Consider the following 21040-nt stretch of genomic DNA (forward strand, 5'->3'; position numbering starts at 1 on the left):
GTCAGCGGCACACCACCAACGCGTCGAGCGCCACCGCGCCCTGCCCCCGAGGCAGCACCATCAGCGGATTGATGTCGAGTTCCGCGAGGTCGCCCTCCAGTTCCAGAGCCATGCGCTGCACCCGCAGGACGACTTCGACGAGCGCGTCCAGATCCGCCGGGGGGCGCCCCCGGACCCCGTCGAGCAGGGCCCGCCCGCGCAGCTCGGCGAGCATGTCCCGCGCCTGCTCCTCGCCGAAGGGCGGTACCCGTACGGCGGTGTCGCGCAGTACCTCGACCAGGACCCCGCCGAGCCCGACCGTCACCGTCGGCCCGAAGAGGGCGTCGTGTGTGGCGCCGACGACCATCTCGACGCCCCGCTCGACCATCTGGCAGACCAGCACACCGTCCAGGGCGAGGTCCTCGTAGCGGGCGATGTCGGTCAACTCCCGGTAGGTGTCCCGGACCTGGCTGGCGGAGGTCAGCCCGATCCTGACCAGGCCGAGTTCGGTCTTGTGGGCGATCGCGCCGGACGCCTTCATCACCACGGGGTAGCCGATCAGGGCCGCCGCCCGTACGGCCGCCGCCGCGCTGGTCACCAGTTGCTCGCGCGGGACCCTGATGCCGTACGCCCTCAGCAGCTGCTTGGCCGCGTGCTCGCTCAGCTGCTGTCCCGGCCGCATCAGCTCGCGCGTCTTGCGGAAGGAGGGGGACGGGGTGCGGGGTGCCCGGTCGAAGGGGGAGCGGTAGCCGGAGACGAAACGGTGGTGGTCGAGGTAGGCGCGCACCGCGGTGATGCAGTTCGCCACCGTGCGGAAGGTCGCCACGCGCGAGGAGCCGAGCAGGACCTCGCGGTAGGCCGGTTCGGTGCCGACCGGCGACCCCCACACCACGCACACCAGCTTCTCCGTCCGCTCCGCCGCGTCCACCAGGTCCTGGACGAGCCGGTCGCTGAGCGGCGGGAAGGGGCCGGTCACCGGGCAGATCAGCACCCCGACCTCGGGGTCGTCGAGAATCGCGTCGATGATCTTCCGGCCACGCCGGTCGCCGACCGGATGGCCGCCGTTGTCGACGGGGTTGGCCACGCTCAGGTACTCGGGTATCCACTGGTGCAGCTCGGCCTGCCTGGCCTCGGACAGCACCGGCAGCCGCAGCCCCGCCTCGCTCGCCAGGTCGGCGAAGTGGGCGCCCGTGCCGCCCGAGATCGAGTAGACGACGACGCCGTCGGCGCGGGGCGGCCGTGCGCGGGCCAACAGGGTCGCCGTGTCCTGGAGTTCGTCCAGGCCGTCGACCCGGATCACCCCGTACTGCCGCATCGCGGCGTCGACGACCGCGTCGGCGCCGGTCAGCTTGCCGGTGTGCGAGGCGGCCGTGCGGGCGCCGGTCTCGGTGCGGCCCACCTTGACCGCGACGACGGGCACCTTGCGGCGGGCGGCGCGGTCGGCGGCCAGCAGGAAGGAGCGGCCGTCCTTGAGGCCCTCGACGTAGCAGGCGATCGCGCCGACCTCGGGCCGCTCGGCGAAGTAGGAGACGAAGTCCGCCGTCTCCAGGTCGGCCTCGTTGCCGGTGGGCGCCCAGTGGGTCAGCCGGACGCCGAGCTCCTGGAGGGCGAAGACGGGACGTCCCTGGTGCCCGGACTGGGTGATCAGGGCGATCCCTGGGCCGTCCAGGTCGTCGCGGAACCGCTCGAAGGCGTTGAGGTTGGTGTTGGGGCCCAGCAGCCGCATCCGGGAGCGTGCGACGGCGGCGGTGAGCCGCTCCTGGGCGGCGGCGCCCTCCTCGCCGGTCTCCGCGAACCCGGAGGCGAAGACGACCGCGAACTTCACCTTGGTCTTGGCCAGTTGCTCGATCACCGGCAGGGGGTCGGCGACCAGCAGCACGGCGAGGTCGACGTCCTCGGGCAGGTCGGCGACACAGGGGGAGCAGGGAAGGCCGAAGACGGACGGGCGGCTGGGGTGCACCGGGTGGAGCCGGGCGCCGACCCGCTCGGACCAGGCGAGCAGCTGCCGGGTGATCACGGTGTTGGGCCGGCCCTCGGCGTCGGAGGCGCCGATCACGGCGACCGACTCCGGCCGGAAGAAACGGTCCAGGTCGGGCACGTCGGAGTACAGCGGACGGCCGCTGACGTCGAGATCGTCGACCTCGGCGGGCCGGCCGTGGACGGCGGGCCCGGGCTGCTCGCCGCAGGCGATGACCCGGGTCCGGCGGGAGTCGGTGGTGAGGGTGCCGTGGGTTGATCCAAGCATCGGTCCGCCCGCTCCTGTGTGACAGTGATTAACTGACGCAGTGTCAGATTAAATGAACTGACGCCTAGTCAGGAACGGCTGTGCACGCAAAGTTGGCCGGGCCCTGCGCCGCGGTGCCGCTCAGAGCACCGCCAGCACCTCCTTCGCCACCCGCTCGCCCGAGCGCACCGCCCCGTCCATGAAGCCCATCCAGTAGGTGGAGGTCTCCGTCCCGGCCCAGTGGATGCCGCCGACGGGCGCGCGCAGGGCGGGGCCGTACCGGGTCAGGACGCCGGGCGCGGCGATGGAGACGGGGCCGCCGCGGGTGTAGGGCTCGTTGTTCCAGCGTTGCAGGACGAAGGAGGTGGGGGAGGCCGCTTTCTCGCCGAAGTACGTCGTGTAGTCCTTCAGCACGGCCGCCCTGACCTCCGCCTCGCTCGCCGCGTCGAGCTTGCGCGCCTCGTCGGCCTCGATGAAGCCCATCAGGGCACCGAAGGAGGCGTCGGGCGGGGAGTTGTCGAAAGTGGAGCTGATCACGCCGGTGTCGCTGACCACCTGGCCGTTGAGGCCGTCGGCCCGCCAGAAGGGGGTGTCGTAGATCGCGATCGCCTTGCCGACCGAGGCCATCGGCAGGCGTTGGGTGAGCTGGTCGCGGGCGGCCGGAAGGACGGGGTCGTAGGTGATGCGGGCGGCGATCGGCGGGGGCACGGCGACGACGACCCGCCGGGCGGTGACGGTGATGCCGTCGGCCCTCACCGCGTACGTGGAGCCGGACCGGGTGATCGTGCGGACCGGGGCGTTCAGCACCACCCGGTCGCCGAGCCGGGCGGCGAGCCTGGCCGGCACCAGCTGGGAACCGCCGACGAAGCGCAGTTCCTGGGCGCCGTTGGCGGTCTCGGTGAGGCGTTCCAGGGTGCCGGGGTGGGAGGCGTCGCCGGCGGCGGCGATGTAGAAGAGGACGAACAGGAAGGACAGTTCCCGGGGCTCGGCCGAGAAGATCGACGTGCAGGCCACGTCGAAGAGGAACTTGGCCGACGGGACGACGGCGTTGGCGCGCAGCCAGGTCTCGAAGGTCTGCCGGTCCCATTCGTCGGCCTTCGCCGCGGTCCAGGGCGCGTCGACCGGGATCTGCTTGGCCAGGTCGTTCAGCTTGGCCTGCACGATCGCGGCGTTCGCGAGCCCGGCGGCGTCGACGGGCGGGACGGCGCCGAGCAGGCCGTCGGTGGCGTAAGGGGTCTTCCTGCCGTCCTTGTGGAGGAGGTTGTGGCCCGTGTTGTACGTCGTGAACGTCTGCACGCCGAGTGAGTCGGCGAGCGCCTTGACGCGGTCCTGGGTGGGGCCGATGAACTCGCCGCCGCCCTCGGTGACACCGCCGTTCGCCAGGTTCAGCCCCACGACCCGGCCGCCCACGCGGTCGCGGGCCTCCAGGACGGTGACCGACCTGCCGGCGGCCACCAGGTCGCGGGCCGCGGTGAGGCCGGCCAGCCCGGCGCCGACGATCGCGACGTCCACGTCGCGCGACACGGCCGCCGAGGCCGCACCGGCGGCGGTCGTGGTGAGGGCCGAGGCGCCCGCTGCCGCCGCGGCGCCCCCGAGCAGGGAGCGCCGGGAGAGGCGGGGGGCTCGGGAGAGCCGGGGGGTCCGAGGGGCCGGGCTTTCGGATTGCTGTCCTTCACGTGCCACGTACGTCCTCCGTCGTGCGAGAGGGGAGTGGAGCCGAAAAGTTGAACAGGGCTCACATTCTGGCTCCGTACCGGGGCGCGGTACAGCCCTCCCGCCACTTCTGACGCGGAAGTAACGACGGGACCACGTAGGGGAGTTGAGCGGCTCTACGTCACCGGCAGCCGCGAGACGCGCAGGGCGGTGTCCCGGGAGACGGACTTGGCGATCTTCGTCGCGTCGATCGCCATCTCCCTGAGGTTGCCGCTGATCGGGTTGGTGAAGCCGGTGAAGTAGAGGCCGGGCGCGTTCGCCGGGGTGCGGCCGCCCCGGGCGGTCGGCCTGCCGCGCGGGTCGAGGACGCCGAGGTGCCCGACGAGGTTCTCCAGGGCCCGGACGTACCCGGTGGCGGCGATGACGGCGTCCGGCGAGACACGGCTGCCGTCGGCGAGGACCACCTTGTCGCCCTCGAAGCCGTCGACGGCGGCCACGATCTCCACCCGGCCCTTGCGCACCGCGTCGACGAGACCGACGTCCAGGACCGGGACGGCGCCTTCCTCGACCCGGCTGTACAGGCCGGTGTCGGGGCGCGGCAGCCCCTGAGCCGACAGGTCGGGCACACTGAGCCTGGCCAGGGGCCTGGCGAGCCGGTCCACGAGCCCGACCGGCAGCCGCCGTACGAGGATGCTGGTGAACTGGGCGGCCCACCCGGCGGTGGAGCGGCGCACGATGTGCGGAGTGGTGCGCACCGCCAGCCGTACCCGCGAGGCCCCGCCCTCCACCAGGTCCACGGCGATCTCGGCGCCGGTGTTGCCGACGCCGACGACCAGGACGTCGCGGCCGGTGTAGGGCGCCGGGTTGCGGTACGCGCGGGCATGCAGGAACTCGCCGCTGTAGGTGTCCCGTCCGGGCCAGTCCGGGATGCGCGGCGTGTGGTTGTGGCCGGTGGCCACGACGACCGCGGCGCCGGTCAGTTCGCGGCCGCCGGTGGCGCGCAGCAGCCAGCCGGAGCCGTCCGGGGCGGGCTCGACGCGGGAGACCTCGACGCCGGTGACGATCTCCAGGTCGTGGTGCTCGGCGTACTTCTCCAGGTAGCGCACGACGTCGTCCCGGGACACCCAGCGTCCGAAGCGGCGCGGTATCGGAAGCCCCGGCAGGCCCGACAGCCGGCGGGTGGTGTGCAGGTGCAGCCGGTCGTAGTGGCCCCGCCAGGAGGCGCCTATGCGGTCCGACTTCTCCAGCACGACGGCACGCAGCCCCTGGGCGCGCAGGGTGTGTGCGACGGAGAGTCCGCCTGGGCCGCCGCCGATGACGTAGACGGGATGGTCCGTGTGGTTCGGGGACGCTGTGGAGTCGGCCATGGTCGGGAGCGTAATCACACTGCCGGTTGATGGGTCTCGGTCAAGACCGGAATTGGTTGCGGATCGATCACGGTCGTAGGAGTTGCGGGTGGGGCCTGTGACGTAGGTCGCCTGGTTGTGGCGCGACGGTGGATGTGGCGCGGGTCCCGGCAGGACGTGACGAGGGGGGAAGCGGAGCGGGAAGCGGAGGGCTCGTCCTCAGTCTCCGGGGGCGCAGGCCCGGGCGATCGAGAGGCTGTTCTCGAAGAGGTGGTGGCGCGTGATCCGGCCGTCCTCGACGGTGAGGCGCAGTGCGAACGGCCCTTCGAAGGACTTCCCCGTCGCGCGCACGGTCCCCGAGAGGTATCCCGTCAGAACGGCGTCGGTGCCGTCGACGAGGAAGGCGTCCACGCGGGCCCGGGCGTCCTCGGGGACCGTGTACCGCATCAGATCGGTGAACTGGGCGGCGCATTCGGCGCCGGTGGAGCGCGGGCGGATCCAGGGCACCCCGGGATTCTCCGCCAGCACCCAGTCCACCTCCTCGGCGAAGAGCTCGACCAGCCGCCCGGTGTCCCCGGCCAGCCGGGCGGCCAGGAACTCCAGTACGACGGCTCGGGTGGCCTCGGTGACCGGGCAGGCGGCGGTGTCCGGACGTTCGCGCACGGCTGCGGACTCGGCGGTCATGGCTCTCTCCTCGCGACTGGGGACGGGCTGCGGCGGGAGGTCCCGCCGGTGTTCCCGATCCTGCCGGGGGAGGGCGTGGCGGTCGATTACGCCGGAGGTAAGGAGCGGCGCACCAGGCCGTCCCCCTGGCATCCTCTGCCTTGAGGAGGGGGTATGGCACTGGGTCGCGGGGGCGCACGGCGCATCGTCGTCGACGGCACGGTCTGCCGCTGGCGCGTGCGACGCCGGCCGACCTGCTCCCAGGGGCTGTGCTGGGCCCCGTGCAGCTTCGCGGTGGAGCGCGCGGATGCCGCCGGTGCGGTCCTCGTGGTCCTCACCGATCGGCCCCGTGCCGACAACTGGATCGGACGGGAGGCGCGGCCCGTGGTGCCGTCCGATGTGGCCCGTGCGGTCGAGCGGGCCCTGCGGGAGGGCTGGGCCCCGACGGCACCGGGCTCCCCGTTCCTCCTCGATCTGTCCGGCGGCTTCGAGGCGTCGCCCTGAGGGAGTACGGGCGGCGCCCCGCTTCCGGAGGCCGGGCGGGGCCGCCTTCGCCCGCCGGGCCGCGCCGTTCGGGCCTGCGCCGCGCGGGCGTTGTCGGGCACCCGGATCTGACGTACCGTCAGATCCATGGACGCGATCTGGCTCACGGGTGCGCAATGGCTGGCCGTGCTCCGCATAGGCCTCGGGCTGTGGTGGCTGGAGAGCTGGCGGCACAAGGACAAGAAGAGCTGGTTCGAGGGCGGCGGGATCAGGTGGGCGGCGGACGTGGCGGCCAAGCACCGCTGGAACGCCGTACGTTCAGGCTTCCAGGCCGTCGTGGCGCCCCGGCCGCGGACCATGGCGTACATCGTCCTGTACGCGGAACTCGCCCTCGGGCTCGGGCTCGTCCTCGGGTTCCTGACCCCGCTCGCCCTCGTCGGCGCCCTGCTGCTCAACGGCCTCTACTTCGCCCTGATGATCCACGACTGGGCCGAGCAGGGCCAGAACTCGATGATGGCGCTGATCTCACTGGTCGCGCTGTTCGGGATGTCGTGGCAGTCGTGGTCGGTGGACAGTGCGCTGGGGCTGTTCTGATGCGCCACGACGTCCCCGAACCCGACGCGTTCACGCGGCCGTACTGGGACGCGGCGGCGGACGGGCGGCTGCTGGTGCGGGCCTGCCGGGCGTGCGGACGCTGCCACCACTACCCGCGCGAGTTCTGCCCCCACTGCTGGAGCGAGGACGTGAGCTGGCGGCCCGCGAGCGGCCGGGCCACCCTCTACACCTGGTCCGTCGTCCACCGCAACGACCTGCCGCCGTTCGGGGAGCGGACGCCGTACGTCGCCGCGGTCGTCGACCTCGCCGAGGGGCCACGGATGATGACGGAGGTGGTGGAGTGCGCTGACCCCGGGCGGCTGTACGCCGGGATGGACCTTCAGGTCGCCTTCCGGGGCGGGGCCCCGGTGTTCCGCCCCGCGAAGTGACCCGCACGGGCTCGAAGCCGCCCTCGCGGGTGCACCGCCTCGAACACGACCACGCCGTCGGCCACGACTCCTCGCGTACCGGGACATGCGTCCGCACCCGCGACCGGCGACGGCCCCGGACGTCAACCCGCGGGCCCACGCGGCGTGAACACGGCGCCCCTCGACGCCCGCCTGGGAGTGGGCTCTTGTGTCGGGTTCGTATCCACGGCGGAAAACCGTGCACAACTGCCCCCCGAGCGCGGGATCATGAGCTATGCGCCCGGACCACTGGTACTGCACCGAGGACCTCACCGGCTTTCTCGCCCACGCCGGTGGCTTCCTGCGCTCACGCCCCGATCTGCACACAGTCGCCCTGACGGTCACCGAGTCACTGCGCACGAACGGGCTTCGCGCGTACGGCGACGAGGCACCCGTCTTCGGTGTGCTGGAGCTGGACGGGCAGGTGCGGGCCGCCTACTTCCGCACCCCGCCCTACCGGCTGAACGTCACCCCCCTCACCCCCGAGGAAGCCGACGCCCTGGCCGCCCACCTGGTCGCCCTGGGCCACTCGGTGCCCGGTGTCATCGCCGCGCACGAGACCGCCGAGGCCTTCGTCGCCGCCTGGCGGCGGCACGCGGGCGTACGGGCCGCGGTCAGCCAGCGTCAACGCCTGTACCGGCTGGGCAACCTGACCCTTCCGCGGCCCGCCCCGGCGGGCCGGGCACGGGTCGCCGGCCCGCACGACCGGGAGCTGCTGGCGCGCTGGTACGCCGAGTTCGTCGAGGAGGCGGGGCACCACGCCGCCCGTGACGCCGAGGCGTGGGCCGACTCACGGATCGCCTACGGAGGCGTCACCCTCTGGGAGGCCGAGGACGGCACCCCCCTCTCCATGGCCGGCGTGACCCCGGTCGTCGCCGGCCAGGTCCGCGTCGCCCCGGTCTACACCCCGGCCCCACTGCGCGGGCGCGGGTACGCGGGCGCGGTCACCGCGCAGGTCAGCCGGGCCGTGCTCGCCTCCGGGGCGCGTGAGGTGCTGCTCTTCACGGACCTGGCCAACCGCACGAGCAACGGCCTCTACCAGCGCATCGGGTACCGGGCGGTGGTCGACTTCGCGGCGTACGACTTCCGGCGGAACCGCACCTGCTGACGGGCGCGGGCCCTCAGGGCCAGAGCAGTTCCCTGGCCCAGCCGTCCGGCGTACGGCGATAGACGAGCCGTACGTGGCGGCGCTGCGCGTCGCCCTGGAAGAACTCCACCTCCTCGGGCCGCAGGCGGTAGAGGGTCCAGGACGGGACCGGGGCGTCCGGTTCTTGCCGGGCCCGTTCCCAGGCCGCCTGAGACTCCCGCGCCAGCTCCTCCAGCGAGGACAGGACCTCGCTCTGGCGGCCGGTCAGGGCCGCCGCCAGCGCCCCGGTCGAGCGGGCGTGCAGGTCGGCCTGGGACTCGGTGGACGGGGCGGCCGTCACCGCGCCCCGCACCCGCACCTGGCGGCCCTGCGCCGCCCAGTAGAAGCCGAGGGCCGCGTGCGGACGGGCGGCGAGCTGACGGCCCTTGCGGCTGCCCGCATGGGTCGCGAAGGACCAGCCGGACGCGTCGGCGCCGTGCAGCATCACGGTCCGTACGTCCGGCAGGCCCTCCTCGTCCACCGTGGCGAGGGACATCGTGTGGGGCTCCACCTGGCCCGCCTCGACCGCCTGCGCGAACCAGTCCGTGAAGAGGGCGAGCGGGTCGGCGGGCGCGGCGCCCGGGTCGAAGGAGGGCAGGTCGACGTCCCAGACCCGCAGCGACCTCAGCAGCTCATGAAGATCCGTTGCCATGCCCCGATTGTGGCCTGCGGCTCCGGCTCACACCTGACCGAGGTCGGACGACACCCAGCGTTCGGGCCGCATGTGCAGGACGACCTGCTCGCCGTGGTCCTTCCAGGCGGACTCGACATAGCCGTCGACCTTCTCGGCCGGAAGGTAGCGGGCCGAGATCTCCCGGAGCTGGTCGAGGGTGGCGGGTGCCGTCTTCACGACCGGCCCCTCCACCGACACGTACCGGATGGTGGGTTCCAGCCGGTCGGCCATCAGGGAGAAGCGGCCGGCCTCCTGGATCAGCCGGTTCTTGCGCGAGTCGAGGCCGGTCATGATCCACACGTCGCCGCCGGGGGCGTACTGGTACCAGATCGGCACGGTCAGCGGGGCGCGCCCCGCGCCCGAGTGGACCGCCAGCGCGGCGACATGCGGTTCGGCGAGGAACTGTTCACGCTCTTCCCGGGTCAGGGCCATTGCTGAATCCTCTCGGTCGTCGTCTCACTCCCTGCCCAGTACCAACGTCCCCGACGAGCAGAACCATCCCCCGGTCGCCGAAGCGACTGCGAGTCGCGGCAGACTCCCTCCGCCGCGCCGGACTTGACGCTCACCGCACTCACCCCGCAGCTGCCGCACCGCCTCCACCACGAGGAACAGCCCCCGCATCCCCGGGTGTTGGGCGGACAGCCCGCCGCCGTCCGTGTTCACCGGCAGCTCCCCGCCTCGCACCAGCAGCCGTCCCTTCTCCACGAAGGCCCCGCCCTCGCCCTTCCCGCAGAAGCCGAGGTCCTCCAACGTCACCAGGGTCATGTAGGTGAAGGCGTCGTAGATCTCCGCGAAGTCGATCTCCTGGGGCCGCACGCCGGCGCGTTCGAAGGCGAGCCGTCCGCTCACCGCCGCCGGGCCCGTCGTGAAGTCGGGCCACTCGGACATGGCGGAGTGTGAGACGTGCTCGCCCGTGCCGAGGATCCACACCGGTGCCGTACGGCAGTCCCGTACGACATCCTCGGCGGCCAGCAGCACCGCCGCCCCGCCGTCGGAGCGGAGGCAGCAGTGCAGCTTGGTGAAGGGGTCCGCGATCACCGGACCCGACAGCACGTCGTCCACGGTGATCGGGTCACGGAACATGGCCTGCGGGTTCAGGGCCGCGTTCGCCCTGGCCTGGACGGCGACCTGCGCCAACTGCTCGATCGTGGTGCCGTGTTCGATCATGTGGCGGCGGGCGGCCATGGCGTACTTGGCGATCAGGGTGTGGCCGTAGGGGGCCTCGAACTGCGCGGGGCCCCGGGAGCCGAAGGAGAGGTTCCCCGTGCGCCGGCCGGCCCTGACGTCCGCGCGGGCCGTCGAGCCGTAGACCAGGAGCACGGCCCGCGCGTGCCCGCCCGCTATCGCGTCCGCCGCGTGGGCCGCCATCACCTCCCAGGTGGAGCCGCCGACGGAGGTGGAGTCGACCCAGGTGGGGCGCAGGCCCAGGTACTCGGCCACCTCGACGGGGGCGAGGGCGCCCAGGCCGGCGGAGGCGAAGCCGTCCACCACCGCGCGGTCCAGCCCGGCGTCGGCGAGGGCGCGGCGGGCCGCCTGGGCGTGCAGGGCGTACGGGGTCGTCTCGTCCAGGCGGCCGCAGTCGGAGAGGGACACCCCGACGACGGCGACTTTCCGGCTCCGGGCGGTCATACGAGGCCTCCAACCCCTGGGCATCTCGCTGCGGCCCTCCTAATATGACGGCCCGTCAGATACGGAGGGAAGAGCCATGGACGCCCGCTTCACCCCCGAACAGGACGAGATCCGCCGTACCCTCCGCGAGCTGCTGCACAGCCGCTGCGGCCCCCGCGAGCTGCGCGCGGCCCTCGGCACCCCGGCCGGGCACGACCCCGCCCTGTGGGCGGACCTCGCCGGCCGGCTCTGCCTGCCCGGACTCGCCCTCCCCGAGGCGTACGGCGGTGTCGGCTGCTCGGCGACCGAACTCGCCCTCGCCTGCGAGGAGACGGGGCGCGTCCTGGCACCCTCCCCGCTGCTGGCCACCGCCGCGCTCGTCGCGCCGCTGATCGCCGCCCTCGGCACCGAGGCCCAGCGCGCCCGGCTGCTGCCCCGCCTCTGCGGCGGCTCGCTCACGGCTGCCCTCGCCGTCCCCGGCACCGCGCTCGCCACCGCCCTCGCCCTCACCGGCGCCAACGGCGGCGACTGGGCCGGTGGCGGGCGCGCCGGAGGCGTGCAGGCACGCCGGACGGAGGGCGGCTGGCGGCTGTACGGGCAGGTCGACCAGGTGCTGGACGGGCACAGCGCCGGGCTGCTGGTGGTCGCCGCGCACGCCGGGGGGTTCGTCCGCTCCCGCACCCTGCTGTTCCTGGTGCCGGGGGACGCGGCCGGCGTCGTGCGGATGCGGCAGACCGCGCTGGACGCGACGCGACCGCAAGGGCGGCTGCAACTGCGGGACGTGCAGGCGGAACCGCTGGGGGAGGAGAGCGCGGAGGTGCTGGGCGCCCTCGCCGGCACCGGGGAGCGGGCCGCCGCCGTCCTGGCCTGTGAAGCCGTGGGGGCCGCCGACCGGGCGCTGGAGCGGACCGTGGAGTACGTCGGGCAGCGGGAGCAGTTCGGCCGGCTGATCGGGTCCTTCCAGGCGGTGAAGCACCGGCTCGCGGACGTGTACGTGGCGGTCCAGGCGGCGCGCTCGGCCGCGTACTACGCGGCGTGGGCGACGGCCCACGGGGAGCGGGTCGGCGCCCTCGCCCTCGCACAGGCCCTGGAGGCACTGCGGATCGCCTCCGCCGAGGGGATCCAGTTGCACGGCGGCATCGGTTTCACCTGGGAGCACGAGGCGCACCTGTACTTCAAGCGGGCCGCGGGCGACGAGCTCCTCTTCGGGCCGGTGCACCGGCTGCGGGCGCACGCCGCCGAGACGGCCCGGCTCTTCACGGTCTCCGAGGCGCGGGAGGTGGCGGTGTGATCGGCGTGCGCCTGGTGCAGAAGGTGTCCTCGACGCGGGGCTTCGCCAAGGTCGCCCCGCATGTCGTCCCCGCGCTCGACCGTGCCGTGCACCGGCTCACCCGCGGCAAGGTGCTGCTCAGCGCTCAGCTGCTGCCCGGGGTGATCCTCACCTCGACCGGCGCCCGCAGCGGTCTGCCCCGCCGTACGCCGCTCGCCTGCATGCCCGAGGACGACGGCCGCTCCTGGATCCTCGTCGGCTCCAACTTCGGCCGCCCCGGCCACCCGGCCTGGACCCACAACCTCCTGGCCCACCCCGAGGCCGAGGTCAGCTGGAAGGGCCGGGACGTCCCGGTCACGGCCCGGCTGCTGGAGGGGGACGAGCGGGCGGCGGCGTGGCGGGCGGTGCTGGGGTTCTGGCCGCCGTACGCCTCGTACCAGGCGCGGGTGGAACGGGAGATACGGCTGTTCAGGATCGTCCGTCGTGCTCGGTGACCGGGATCACAGCGTCGCCAGGCGCTGCACGAGCAGGAAAGCGCCGATCCCCAGCATCGCCGCCCCCGACGTGCGGGTGACCGCCCGCGCCGCCGCCGGGCGGGCGCCGAGGACCGCGCGGGCCCCGAGGCCCACGGCCAGGTAGACGGCGGCGCAGCACACCATGTGGAGCAGGCCGAGTACGGCGGTCTGGGCGGGGACCGGCAGGTGGTCGCCCTTCGTCACCAGGAACTGCGGCAGCACCGAGAGGTAGAGCAGCAGCCCCTTGGGGTTCAGGCCGCTGATCGTCGCACCCCGCAGAAAGGCGCGGGCCGGGCTCGCGGCGACCGGCTCCTCGGCGGCCCCCGGCGTGCCCGGTCGGCGCAGTACGCCCCATCCCAGCCACACCAGGTAGCCGGCGCCGGCCGCCGTCAGCGCGGTCAGCAGCCCCGGCTCGCCCGCCACCAGCACCGCCAGGCCGGCCGCGGCGAGGGCCGTGTGCAGCGCGTACCCCGTGACCAGGCCCGCCACCGCCGTCGACGGCGAGCGGTCGCGCAGTCCTGCGGAGATCGCGTACGCCCAGTCGGCGCCCGGAACGCAGACGAGCAGCAGGTCGATGGCGAGGAAGGAGAGGAGCAGTCCGGAGTCCATGGTGGCGACATTAGGCGTGAATGGCTCGAAAGTGTTGTCGAAGTTTGCGGGTAGCGGGCCTCTTCGGGGGAAGATCTGCCCTATGGACGACGTGGACAGAAAGATTCTTGCCGAGCTCCAGCAGGATGGGCGGCTGACCGTGACCGAGCTGGCCGCGCGGGTGCGGCTCAGCGTCTCGCCGTGCCACCGGCGGCTGCGGGAGCTGGAGCGGGCCGGCGCCATCAGCGGATACCGGGCCGTGGTGGACCCGGCCGCCATCGGCCTGAACTTCGAGGCGCTGGTCTTCGTCTCCATGCGGCAGGAGGACCGGGACACCGTGGCCGAGTTCGAGCGGGCGCTCGGCGATGTGCAGGAGGTGCTGGAGGCGCAGCGGTTGTTCGGCGAGCCGGACTACCTGCTGCGGGTCGTCGCCGCCGACCTCGCCTCCTACCAGCGGCTGTACGACGAGCGGTTGGCCACGCTGCCGGGGGTGCAGCGGCTGACGTCGACGCTGGTGATGAAGCACGTGGTCAAGGACCGGCCGCTGCCCGGCTGAGCGGCCGGTCCCCGAAAGCGCGGCGGGCGGTGGTCCACCTGTGTGTGAACCACCGCCCGCGAGACAGGACTTCGTGATCCGGGGAGCGGCTGCCGGCCTCCCGGTGCTACTTGGTCGGCTTCTTGCCGGTCACGCCCAGATGCACCAGGAGCGCCAGGTTGGGCTTGAGTTCAGCCTGCTTGACGCCCCACGTCTGGAAGCCCTTCTGGTGCGAGGCCACCGCCGCGAGCATCGCGACGATCGACCCGGCGACCGCGGCCGGGTTGACGTCCTTGTCGACCCTGCCCTTGGCCTGCAACTGCGCGACGGCGTCCGCGAGGGAGTTGTTGACGGAGTTCAGGATCTTCATGCGGATCTTGTAGAAACGCTTGTCGCCCTCGGACGCGCCGAGGTCGACGACCCTGAGGATCGCGTCGTTCTTGCGCCAGAACTCCAGGAAGCCGTCCACGAGTTCCTGCGCGGTCTGCCAGCCGGCCTTGCCGACCCAGCTGCGGCCCTCCACGAGCTCGGTCAACCCGGCTCCCTCGGCGGCCATTTGCTCGGCGATCTCCAGGACGGCGCCCTCGACGTCCGGGAAGTACTGGTAGAAGGTCGCGGGCGAAGTGCCCGCCTTCCGGGCGACATCGATGACTTTGACGTCCCGGTACGGGGAGGAGCTGAGCATCTCGCTGAGGCAGTCGAGCAGCTTCTGCCGGGTCGCCTGCCCACGTCGGCCGGCCACGCGGCCGTCGACGGTACGCACTTGTCCTGTCATGTCGTCAGCTTACCGAGGCGTGATCGGGGCGCGATTCGGCCGACTGCAAATGGGGTGCGCGGGGACGTGGAGGCTGGTGTGCCTGGTCTGCGCGTTGCGCGAGGGGCCGTTACTTTGGCGGCATGGCCGAAAACAGGGCATCCGCGAACGGAACGGGATATCGGGAGGGCGTCCCGTGCTGGGTGGACGCGCAGCTCGCCGACGTGGAGGCGGGCAAGCGCTTCTACGGTGAGCTCTTCGGATGGGTCTTCGAGGAGGCTTTCGACTCCACCGTGCTCGCCCGGCTGGACGACGAGCCCGTCGCCTCCCTCTCGCGCAAGTCGGACGGGCGCATGCCCACCGTGTGGACGGTGTACTTCGCCACCCCGGACGCGGGAGCGCTGGCCAGGCGGGTGCGCGAGGCCGGGGGGCAGGTGGTCACCGCGCCCGTGGAGGTGGGGGACGCGCTGGGCAGGGTCGCCCTGGTCACCGACCCCGAGGGGGCGGTCTTCGGGCTCTGGGAGGCGGGCGAGCACAAGGGCTTTGGGCGCCGGCACGAGATCGGCACCTTCGGCTGGGCCGAGCTGTACGCCCGGGACACCGAGGTCGCCAACGCCTTCTACGGCGAGCTCTTCCACGACGCCCTGTTCGGCCCGGACGCCGAGCCGGACTTCGGGCGCGCGGCCGTCGGGGAGGTCTTCCCGGCGATGATGCCGCCCCACTTCGTCGTCCACTTCCGGGTGGCCGACTGCCAGGAGGTCCTCGCTACGGTGAACCGGCTCGGCGGGCGGGTCCAGGTTGCGCCCTTCGAAACGTCGTACGGGACGGTGGCGGTGGTCAGCGACGATCAGGGGGCGTCCTTCGCGCTCCTGGAGCGCCGGACCGCGCCGTAGGCCTGACCTGGTCCACCTGCGGCCGTCCCACCATGCGAGCCGGAGCTTCCGGCGGGGTCCCGGCTGTGGTTTTGTCCCAAGACACCCCGTTCCGCCCTCGGGTTCGCAACCACGCCCTCGGACAGGAAGAATCGGGGTGCGTGCCGCCAAGGCGGTGCGGTGGTGAGACGCTGCACGGGGTCGCGTACATATGTGGTGACGCGGCTCGTACGGGGAGGTGGCAGGCAGAGTGGTGGATCAGCTGACGCAGCACGATCCGCGCAGGATCGGGCCGTTCGAGGTGCTCGGACGGCTGGGTGCCGGCGGCATGGGGCTGGTCTATCTCGCGCGCTCGGCGTCCGGGCGACGCGTGGCGATCAAGACAGTGCGTACGGAACTCGCCGAGGACCAGCTGTTCCGGGTCCGCTTCACCCGTGAGGTGGAAGCGGCCCGGGCGGTCTCCGGCTTCTACACGGCGGCCGTCGTCGACGCCGACCCGCGCGCGGCCGTGCCGTGGCTGGCCACCGCGTACGTCCCCGCGCCCTCCCTCGAGGAGATAGTGAACGAGTGCGGGCCGCTCCCGGCCCAGGCGGTGCGCTGGCTGGCGGCGGGTGTGGCGGAGGCCCTCCAGTCGATCCACGGCGCCGGTCTCGTCCACCGGGACCTCAAGCCGTCCAACGTGCTCGTCGTCGAGGACGGCCCCCGCGTCATCGACTTCGGTATCGCGTCCGGCGTGTCGAACACGCGTTTGACGATGACCAACGTCGCCGTCGGTACGCCCGCCTACATGTCGCCGGAGCAGGCGAAGGACTCGCGGAGCGTGACCGGCGCGAGCGACGTCTTCTCGCTCGGCTCGATGCTGGTCTTCGCCGCCACCGGCCACCCGCCCTTCCACGGCGCCAACCCGGTCGAGACCGTCTTCATGCTGCTGCGCGAGGGCCCGGACCTGGAGGGCCTCCCGGACGAGCTGCGTCCGCTGATCGAGTCCTGTATGCAGATGGACCCGACGGCCCGCCCGAACCCCGCCGACCTCCAGGCCCAGCTGGCCCCCCACCTGTTCGGCTCCGGCTCCGACGACAGCGGTACGGCCTCGGCCTGGCTGCCCGAGCGGGCGGTCGGCCTGATCGAGTCCCGAAGAGGCGGCCGCCCGGCGGCGAAGCCCTCGACCGGCGGTCGCAGCGGAGGCCGGATCGCGGCCCCGGTGCCGCCGCCGCCCTCGCGCGACCCGGTGGTGCCCGGCCCGCAGCCCGCCCCGGTCGGCGCCCCCGACACCGGCCCGGTACGGCTGGCCGGCGCGGCGGTGCCCATCGGTCCCGGCCCCCGTGTGGCCGATGTCCGCGCCGTCGCGATGCAGGCCCCGCCCCCGGAGGCCGGCCTGGTCGCCTCCTGGACCAAGCCCCGCCCCGGCGTCAACGGCGCGGACCCCGCCGTGGGCCCCGCCGTACCGTCGCCTCCGCCGCTGCCCCCGGAGACGGCGGCCGGCTGGCGCCCCTGGCGTTTCCGCATGTCGAACGACGTCTGGGGCACCCCCTCGGTCGCCGACGACCTCGTCTACGTCACCTCCTTCGAGGTGCACGCCCTGGACGTGGCGACCGGCCGGCGCCGCTTCAAGACGCGGGACGTGGCCTGGTCGATGGCGGTGGCGGACGGCCGTATCCACGCCTCCGACGGACCGACCCTGTTCGCCCTGGACTGCCGCGAGGGCGCAGACCTCTGGCGCCTGCAGACGGACGCCTGGGTGTACTCCCTCAAGGCCGAGCGGGGCACCGTCGTCACCGGCACCCGCGGTGGCGGGGTCCAGGGCTGGGAGGCGTCGAACGGGCAGAAGCTGTGGGAGATCACCGGGGCGCAGACCGACTTCGAGTCGCCCGAGGCCGGGCCGGCGCTGTACGACGGCACGGTGTACGTCTGGCAGGACGCCAGACTGCGCGCCCTGGACGCCCGTACGGGTGACGAGCGCTGGTCGTACCCCATCGGCGACGCCGCCTCCTGCGGCGGGGTTCCGGTGCGGGTGGCGCAGGCGCCGGACGGTTTCGTGTACGTCTCGGCCGGGACGCGGGTCCTCGCGCTGGACGTGGCGAGCGGCCATGTCCGCTGGCACTTCGAGGCCCCGGCGGTCTTCCTGTGCCCGCCCGCCTTCGTACCGGGTCCGGCGGTGACCGGCGGCGGCGTGTACCTCGCCGACTACCTCGGCACCGTCTACGCCCTGGACGCCACCGACGGCCGCGACCGCTGGCGTATCGCGACCGAGTCCCGTTCCTCCACCGAGCCGGTGCTGGTGGCGGCGGGCCATGTGCACGTCGGCAGCGGCAAGGGCCTGTACACGCTGGACGCGGTCACCGGGACGCCGAAGTGGCGCTTCCAGGCGGGCGGCGACATCGTGGGCGCCCCGGCGGTCGCCGAGGGCCGGATCCACTTCGGCTCCACCGACCATCTGCTCTACACCCTGAAGGCCGACGACGGGCGGCTGCGCTGGAAGCTGGCGACCGGCGGCGAGATCACCGGGTCCCCGGTGGTGAAGGACGGGGTCGTGTACGCGTGCAGCAAGGACCGCTGCGTGTACGCGCTGGACGCGGAGAAGGGCACGGGCACGGCCCGCAGCGCCTAGGTGCGCTGTCCGGAGACGTTCGTGACGGCCGTCGTACCGGCACACGGAAGGGATCCGGACGGCGGCCGTCCCGCACGGAGGCGGTCATCTTCACCGCTCCTGCACGAGACGCTACGCCGGGTAAGCGCTGTCCGCCACGTGGCCGCTGCTAGCGTGACGTGCTCACGTTCAGAACACCAACGGGGTGGCACGACAAATCGGGGGTTGTACCAAGTGAAGCTTCGCCATGTCCGCGCTGTGGCCGTGTTCGTCGGTGTGGTCGTCGCCCTGACGGGGGCGCGGCACTCCAGCGGCGGCGGCTGCGACAGCGGCTCGAACTCCAGCAGCTCGTCGAGCAGTTCGGGCGGTACGTCGGGGGGCAGCACCCACTACGACGACGACGACGGCAACGGCTCCTCCGGCGGCCCGGGCGGCGGCACCGAAAGCGCGTCCGCCGAGCCCACCGCCGACGTGCGGCTGGAGAGCTGCACGTACGACGCGAGCCGGGGCATCGTCGCCCGCGTCAAGGCCACCAACAGCAGCACGGTCACCACGTACACCTACGCGTTCGGCGTCACGTTCAAGGACCCCGACGGCGCGGTCGTGCGCACCAGTTCGTCCACCATGCCGTTCGTGGGCCCGAACTCCTCCGACACCCTGGACGTGGCCGCCGTCTACGTCCCGCCGGCCGGCGAGAGCACGACCGGTGTCGTCACCTGCGTACTGGACGACGTCACGCGCACCGCTCACTAGGTGATCAATGCACCAGGCTCATCGCAGCCGGTGCTCGCGGCGCCGTGCCCGGAACAGCTCGCCCTGCCGCTCGGCCGGCAGGTTGCCCAGCGAGATCAGGTGCGGCGCCTGCGCGAACGCCTGGGCGAGGGCGGCCTCCCTGGCCGCCCACAGCGCCCGCACGGTGCCCTGCACGGCCGCGGCCGGATACCCGGCGATGACGGTCGCGCAGTCCACGGCGGCCGCCAACGCCCCGCCCGGCGCGGTCACTTCGCAGACCAGTCCGATCTCGTGGGCCCGGCGCGCCGACAGCCGCTCCGCGCTGCCCATCAGCGCCATGCGCGCGGCCTCCCCGTACGGCATGCGCAGCGCCATGAGCATCGACTCGTAGGCGCTGACCATGCCGTAGGTGGTGTGCGGGTCGAAGAAGGTGGCGCCGGGCTCGGCGATGACGAAGTCCGCCTCCCCGAGCAGGTAGAAGGCGCCCCCGCAGGCCATGCCCCGGACGGCGGCGACCACCGGTTTCCACAGGTCGTTGGACTTGGGCCCGACCCGCAGCAGCGGATCGTCCGTCATGTACGGCGAAGGGGGCTGCGGTACGACGGCGTCCCGGTCCAGCCCCGTGCAGAACGCCTGCTCCCCGGCTCCGGTCAGTACGACGGCCCGTACGGTGTCGTCGAACCGCAACCCCCGCCAGGCAGCCACGAGTTCGTCCCGCAGCGCGAGGTCCAGGGCGTTGAGCCGCTCGGGCCGGTCGAGGGTGACGACGGCGACCGCCGTGGCCGCGTCGATGCTGACGTCCAGGCTCACGGGCGCTCCAGGACCCACCGGACCAGCCCGGTGGTGTCGAAGACGGCCTGGACCTTGGCGCCGATCCGGATCCGGTCCGGCGCGAGGGAGTCCAGGGGCGCGTCCGGGCCGGTGACCAGGTTGCCGACCAGCCGGATGCGGGGCGCGTCGGTGAGTTCGACGACGACCACGTTGTACGGCGCCCGCTCGGCGTATCTGGGCAGCAGGGGAGGGTGCGGGACGACGTACGACCAGACGCGGCCCTGTCCGGACGTGCGGCGCCAGGCGCCGGCGAAGGACTGGCAGTGCGGGCAGCAGGGGCGGGGCGGGAAGCGGGGTTCGCCGCAGTCGGCGCAGGTCTGGACGCGCAGCTCGCCCTGGGCGGCGTACCGCCAGAAGGGGGCGCCGTCGGGATCGGTGACGGGGGAGAGCACCGTGGATCAACTCCTCAGGAGCAGCGCGGAGGTGGGGACGCCCTCACCGGCGGTGACGAGGCAGGTGGCGGCGCCGGGCACCTGGGCGGTGCTGGTGCCGCGGAGCTGTTTGACGCCCTCGGTGACGAGGTTGAACCCGTGGACGTAGGCCTCGCTGAGGCCGCCGCCCCCGGTGTTCAGGGGCAGCAGTCCGCCGATCTCCAGTGCGCCCCCTTCCGTGAACGCCCCGCCCTCCCCTCTCCCGCAGAAGCCGTAGCCCTCCAGGGACAGCGGTATCAGGGCCGTGAACGCGTCGTAGATCTGGGCGACGTCCACATCCTGGGGAGTGAGATCGGCGTGCTTCCACAGATGCCGGGCGGCGGTCCAGGCGGGGCCGGTGAGCGGGTCGTCGCTCCAGTAGTTGACCATGCCGTGGTGCTGGGCGGGCAGGCCCTGGGCGGCGGAGTGGACGTACACGGGGGTGTGCGGGCAGTCGCGGGCCCGCTCGCGGCTGACGACCACGCAGGCCAGAGCCCCGTCGGTCTCCAGGCAGTTGTCGAAGAGGCACAGGGGTTCGCTGATCCACCGGGAGGTCATGTACATCTCGCGGGTCAGCGGCCGTTCGTACATCACGGCGGCCGGGTTCTGGTTGGCCCGGTTCCGGCAGGCGAGCGCGACGTTGAAGAGGTGGTCCCGGGTCGCCCCGTACTCGTGCATGTAGCGGCGGGCGAGCATGGCGATCTCGTCGACGGGCCGCAGGAGCCCGTACGGCCGTGTCCACTGGGCGGGTGTGGGCAGTTGGGCGGTGGTGTTCCGCCAGGGCCGCGGCCCGCTGCCCCGTTTCCGCGACCGCCACGCCACCCCCACGGTCGCCTGGCCGGTGGCGATCGCGGCGGCCAGATGCGCGACCGTCGCGCACGAACCGCCGCCCCCGTAGCCGACCTTGCTGAAGAAGGTCAGGTCGCCGAAGCCGACGGCCTTCGCCAGCTCCACCTCGTCCGTCTCCTCCATGGTGTACGAGGCGAGCGCGTCGACCTCGCCGGGCGCGATCCCGGCGTCGTCGAGGGCGGCGAGGACGGCACGGCAGGCGAGGGTCCGCTCGTCCTCCGGGAGGTGCTTGGCGAACGGCGTCTGACCTATGCCGACGATGGCGGTCGCGTCCTTGAGTCCGGCCATGTGCACACCTCCGCGCCGCGGACGAGTTTGCTGACAGACCGTCAGGTTACCGT

Annotated in this window: 22 protein-coding genes; 10 read left to right on the forward strand and 12 right to left on the reverse strand. The window is 72.9% G+C overall.

Going from position 1 to position 21040, the window contains the following annotated elements:
• Position 1: 1 nt before the first annotated feature.
• The 4 genes from ACWCPI_RS14300 to ACWCPI_RS14315 all read right to left on the reverse strand — a co-directional run bounded on the left by ACWCPI_RS14300 (position 2) and on the right by ACWCPI_RS14315 (position 5886).
• Entirely contained in the window at positions 2-2224 is a 2223-nt protein-coding gene (locus ACWCPI_RS14300; RefSeq protein ID WP_451038394.1) for an acetate--CoA ligase family protein, read from the reverse strand.
• A 120-nt stretch (positions 2225-2344) separates the two neighbouring features.
• Positions 2345-3886, reverse strand: coding sequence for a flavin monoamine oxidase family protein (locus tag ACWCPI_RS14305; protein ID WP_451038395.1), 1542 nt, complete (start codon positions 3884-3886; stop codon positions 2345-2347).
• Positions 3887-4032: 146 nt separating this feature from the next.
• Complete coding sequence (locus ACWCPI_RS14310; RefSeq protein WP_451038396.1) at positions 4033-5223, reverse strand: flavin-containing monooxygenase; 1191 nt, start codon at positions 5221-5223, stop codon at positions 4033-4035.
• A 198-nt stretch (positions 5224-5421) separates the two neighbouring features.
• Positions 5422-5886: a nuclear transport factor 2 family protein gene (locus tag ACWCPI_RS14315; RefSeq protein WP_451038397.1), complete on the reverse strand. Its 465-nt coding sequence runs from the start codon at positions 5884-5886 to the stop codon at positions 5422-5424.
• Between the two features lie 153 nt (positions 5887-6039).
• On the opposite strand from ACWCPI_RS14315, the gene ACWCPI_RS14320 reads away from it, so the two are divergent.
• The 4 genes from ACWCPI_RS14320 to ACWCPI_RS14335 all read left to right on the forward strand — a co-directional run bounded on the left by ACWCPI_RS14320 (position 6040) and on the right by ACWCPI_RS14335 (position 8457).
• Positions 6040-6369 carry a hypothetical protein gene (locus ACWCPI_RS14320; protein WP_451038398.1) on the forward strand — a complete coding sequence of 110 codons (330 nt, stop codon included), beginning with the start codon at positions 6040-6042 and terminating at the stop codon, positions 6367-6369.
• Between the two features lie 126 nt (positions 6370-6495).
• The gene (locus ACWCPI_RS14325) at positions 6496-6942 is read left to right on the forward strand and encodes a DoxX family protein (RefSeq protein WP_451038399.1); all 447 of its coding nucleotides are present in this window, start codon (positions 6496-6498) and stop codon (positions 6940-6942) included.
• Positions 6942-7331 carry a Zn-ribbon domain-containing OB-fold protein gene (locus ACWCPI_RS14330; protein WP_451038400.1) on the forward strand — a complete coding sequence of 130 codons (390 nt, stop codon included), beginning with the start codon at positions 6942-6944 and terminating at the stop codon, positions 7329-7331. The genes ACWCPI_RS14325 and ACWCPI_RS14330 overlap by 1 nt, the downstream gene beginning before the upstream one ends.
• Positions 7332-7584: 253 nt before the next feature.
• Positions 7585-8457, forward strand: coding sequence for a GNAT family N-acetyltransferase (locus tag ACWCPI_RS14335; RefSeq protein ID WP_451038401.1), 873 nt, complete (start codon positions 7585-7587; stop codon positions 8455-8457).
• Between the two features lie 13 nt (positions 8458-8470).
• Here the strand turns inward: ACWCPI_RS14335 and ACWCPI_RS14340 are convergent, their stop codons facing one another.
• Genes ACWCPI_RS14340 through ACWCPI_RS14350 form a run of 3 tightly spaced genes read right to left on the reverse strand, consistent with a single transcriptional unit; the run spans position 8471 to position 10777 of the window.
• Positions 8471-9127: a pyridoxine/pyridoxamine 5'-phosphate oxidase gene (locus ACWCPI_RS14340; protein ID WP_451038402.1), complete on the reverse strand. Its 657-nt coding sequence runs from the start codon at positions 9125-9127 to the stop codon at positions 8471-8473.
• A 27-nt stretch (positions 9128-9154) separates the two neighbouring features.
• On the reverse strand, positions 9155-9580 hold the full coding sequence (locus tag ACWCPI_RS14345) for a pyridoxamine 5'-phosphate oxidase family protein (RefSeq protein ID WP_451038403.1): 426 nt from the start codon (positions 9578-9580) through the stop codon (positions 9155-9157).
• 24 nt (positions 9581-9604) lie between these two features.
• Positions 9605-10777: a thiolase C-terminal domain-containing protein gene (locus ACWCPI_RS14350; protein ID WP_451038404.1), complete on the reverse strand. Its 1173-nt coding sequence runs from the start codon at positions 10775-10777 to the stop codon at positions 9605-9607.
• Positions 10778-10853: 76 nt separating this feature from the next.
• On the opposite strand from ACWCPI_RS14350, the gene ACWCPI_RS14355 reads away from it, so the two are divergent.
• Positions 10854-12047: an acyl-CoA dehydrogenase family protein gene (locus ACWCPI_RS14355; RefSeq protein WP_451038405.1), complete on the forward strand. Its 1194-nt coding sequence runs from the start codon at positions 10854-10856 to the stop codon at positions 12045-12047.
• On the forward strand, positions 12044-12520 hold the full coding sequence (locus tag ACWCPI_RS14360; protein ID WP_451038406.1) for a nitroreductase family deazaflavin-dependent oxidoreductase: 477 nt from the start codon (positions 12044-12046) through the stop codon (positions 12518-12520). The genes ACWCPI_RS14355 and ACWCPI_RS14360 overlap by 4 nt, the downstream gene beginning before the upstream one ends.
• Before the next feature lie 6 nt (positions 12521-12526).
• Here ACWCPI_RS14360 and ACWCPI_RS14365 read toward each other — a convergent pair whose 3' ends face one another.
• Positions 12527-13150 (reverse strand): LysE family translocator, encoded by a 624-nt coding sequence (locus tag ACWCPI_RS14365; RefSeq protein WP_451038407.1) that lies wholly within the window; start codon positions 13148-13150, stop codon positions 12527-12529.
• Positions 13151-13232: 82 nt separating this feature from the next.
• Between ACWCPI_RS14365 and ACWCPI_RS14370 the strand changes: the two genes are divergently transcribed.
• Entirely contained in the window at positions 13233-13685 is a 453-nt protein-coding gene (locus ACWCPI_RS14370; RefSeq protein ID WP_451038408.1) for an Lrp/AsnC family transcriptional regulator, read from the forward strand.
• A gap of 106 nt (positions 13686-13791) precedes the next feature.
• On the opposite strand, the gene ACWCPI_RS14375 is transcribed toward ACWCPI_RS14370, so the two are convergent.
• Positions 13792-14427 carry a TetR family transcriptional regulator gene (locus ACWCPI_RS14375; RefSeq protein WP_451038528.1) on the reverse strand — a complete coding sequence of 212 codons (636 nt, stop codon included), beginning with the start codon at positions 14425-14427 and terminating at the stop codon, positions 13792-13794.
• Positions 14428-14561: 134 nt separating this feature from the next.
• Here ACWCPI_RS14375 and ACWCPI_RS14380 point away from each other — a divergent pair, with 134 nt between their 5' ends.
• From ACWCPI_RS14380 to ACWCPI_RS14390, 3 genes are all read left to right on the forward strand, one after another.
• Complete coding sequence (locus tag ACWCPI_RS14380; RefSeq protein ID WP_451038409.1) at positions 14562-15311, forward strand: VOC family protein; 750 nt, start codon at positions 14562-14564, stop codon at positions 15309-15311.
• Between the two features lie 229 nt (positions 15312-15540).
• Positions 15541-17898 (forward strand): outer membrane protein assembly factor BamB family protein, encoded by a 2358-nt coding sequence (locus ACWCPI_RS14385; protein ID WP_451038410.1) that lies wholly within the window; start codon positions 15541-15543, stop codon positions 17896-17898.
• A gap of 213 nt (positions 17899-18111) precedes the next feature.
• A complete protein-coding gene (locus ACWCPI_RS14390; RefSeq protein ID WP_451038411.1) occupies positions 18112-18630 on the forward strand; it encodes a hypothetical protein in 519 nt (172 codons plus the stop codon).
• 18 nt (positions 18631-18648) lie between these two features.
• Here ACWCPI_RS14390 and ACWCPI_RS14395 read toward each other — a convergent pair whose 3' ends face one another.
• Genes ACWCPI_RS14395 through ACWCPI_RS14405 form a run of 3 tightly spaced genes read right to left on the reverse strand, consistent with a single transcriptional unit; the run spans position 18649 to position 20987 of the window.
• A complete protein-coding gene (locus ACWCPI_RS14395) occupies positions 18649-19419 on the reverse strand; it encodes an enoyl-CoA hydratase/isomerase family protein (protein WP_451038412.1) in 771 nt (256 codons plus the stop codon).
• On the reverse strand, positions 19416-19832 hold the full coding sequence (locus ACWCPI_RS14400; protein ID WP_451038413.1) for a Zn-ribbon domain-containing OB-fold protein: 417 nt from the start codon (positions 19830-19832) through the stop codon (positions 19416-19418). Before ACWCPI_RS14400 ends, ACWCPI_RS14395 begins: the two co-directional genes overlap by 4 nt.
• Before the next feature lie 6 nt (positions 19833-19838).
• Positions 19839-20987: a lipid-transfer protein gene (locus ACWCPI_RS14405; protein ID WP_451038414.1), complete on the reverse strand. Its 1149-nt coding sequence runs from the start codon at positions 20985-20987 to the stop codon at positions 19839-19841.
• Positions 20988-21040 lie beyond the last annotated feature (53 nt).

Source organism: Streptomyces sp. NPDC001920, from assembly GCF_053594495.1.

Bases quoted from the DNA above. Each gene is read 5' to 3' on its own strand.
- ACWCPI_RS14300 (WP_451038394.1), bottom strand. From the start codon at position 2,224: ATGCTTGGATCAACCCACGGCACCCTCACCACCGACTCCCGCCGGACC.
- ACWCPI_RS14310 (WP_451038396.1), bottom strand. From the start codon at position 5,223: ATGGCCGACTCCACAGCGTCCCCGAACCACACGGACCATCCCGTCTAC.
- ACWCPI_RS14315 (WP_451038397.1), bottom strand. From the start codon at position 5,886: ATGACCGCCGAGTCCGCAGCCGTGCGCGAACGTCCGGACACCGCCGCC.
- ACWCPI_RS14320 (WP_451038398.1), top strand. From the start codon at position 6,040: ATGGCACTGGGTCGCGGGGGCGCACGGCGCATCGTCGTCGACGGCACG.
- ACWCPI_RS14325 (WP_451038399.1), top strand. From the start codon at position 6,496: ATGGACGCGATCTGGCTCACGGGTGCGCAATGGCTGGCCGTGCTCCGC.
- ACWCPI_RS14330 (WP_451038400.1), top strand. From the start codon at position 6,942: ATGCGCCACGACGTCCCCGAACCCGACGCGTTCACGCGGCCGTACTGG.
- ACWCPI_RS14335 (WP_451038401.1), top strand. From the start codon at position 7,585: ATGCGCCCGGACCACTGGTACTGCACCGAGGACCTCACCGGCTTTCTC.
- ACWCPI_RS14340 (WP_451038402.1), bottom strand. From the start codon at position 9,127: ATGGCAACGGATCTTCATGAGCTGCTGAGGTCGCTGCGGGTCTGGGAC.
- ACWCPI_RS14345 (WP_451038403.1), bottom strand. From the start codon at position 9,580: ATGGCCCTGACCCGGGAAGAGCGTGAACAGTTCCTCGCCGAACCGCAT.
- ACWCPI_RS14350 (WP_451038404.1), bottom strand. From the start codon at position 10,777: ATGACCGCCCGGAGCCGGAAAGTCGCCGTCGTCGGGGTGTCCCTCTCC.
- ACWCPI_RS14355 (WP_451038405.1), top strand. From the start codon at position 10,854: ATGGACGCCCGCTTCACCCCCGAACAGGACGAGATCCGCCGTACCCTC.
- ACWCPI_RS14365 (WP_451038407.1), bottom strand. From the start codon at position 13,150: ATGGACTCCGGACTGCTCCTCTCCTTCCTCGCCATCGACCTGCTGCTC.
- ACWCPI_RS14370 (WP_451038408.1), top strand. From the start codon at position 13,233: ATGGACGACGTGGACAGAAAGATTCTTGCCGAGCTCCAGCAGGATGGG.
- ACWCPI_RS14380 (WP_451038409.1), top strand. From the start codon at position 14,562: ATGGCCGAAAACAGGGCATCCGCGAACGGAACGGGATATCGGGAGGGC.
- ACWCPI_RS14405 (WP_451038414.1), bottom strand. From the start codon at position 20,987: ATGGCCGGACTCAAGGACGCGACCGCCATCGTCGGCATAGGTCAGACG.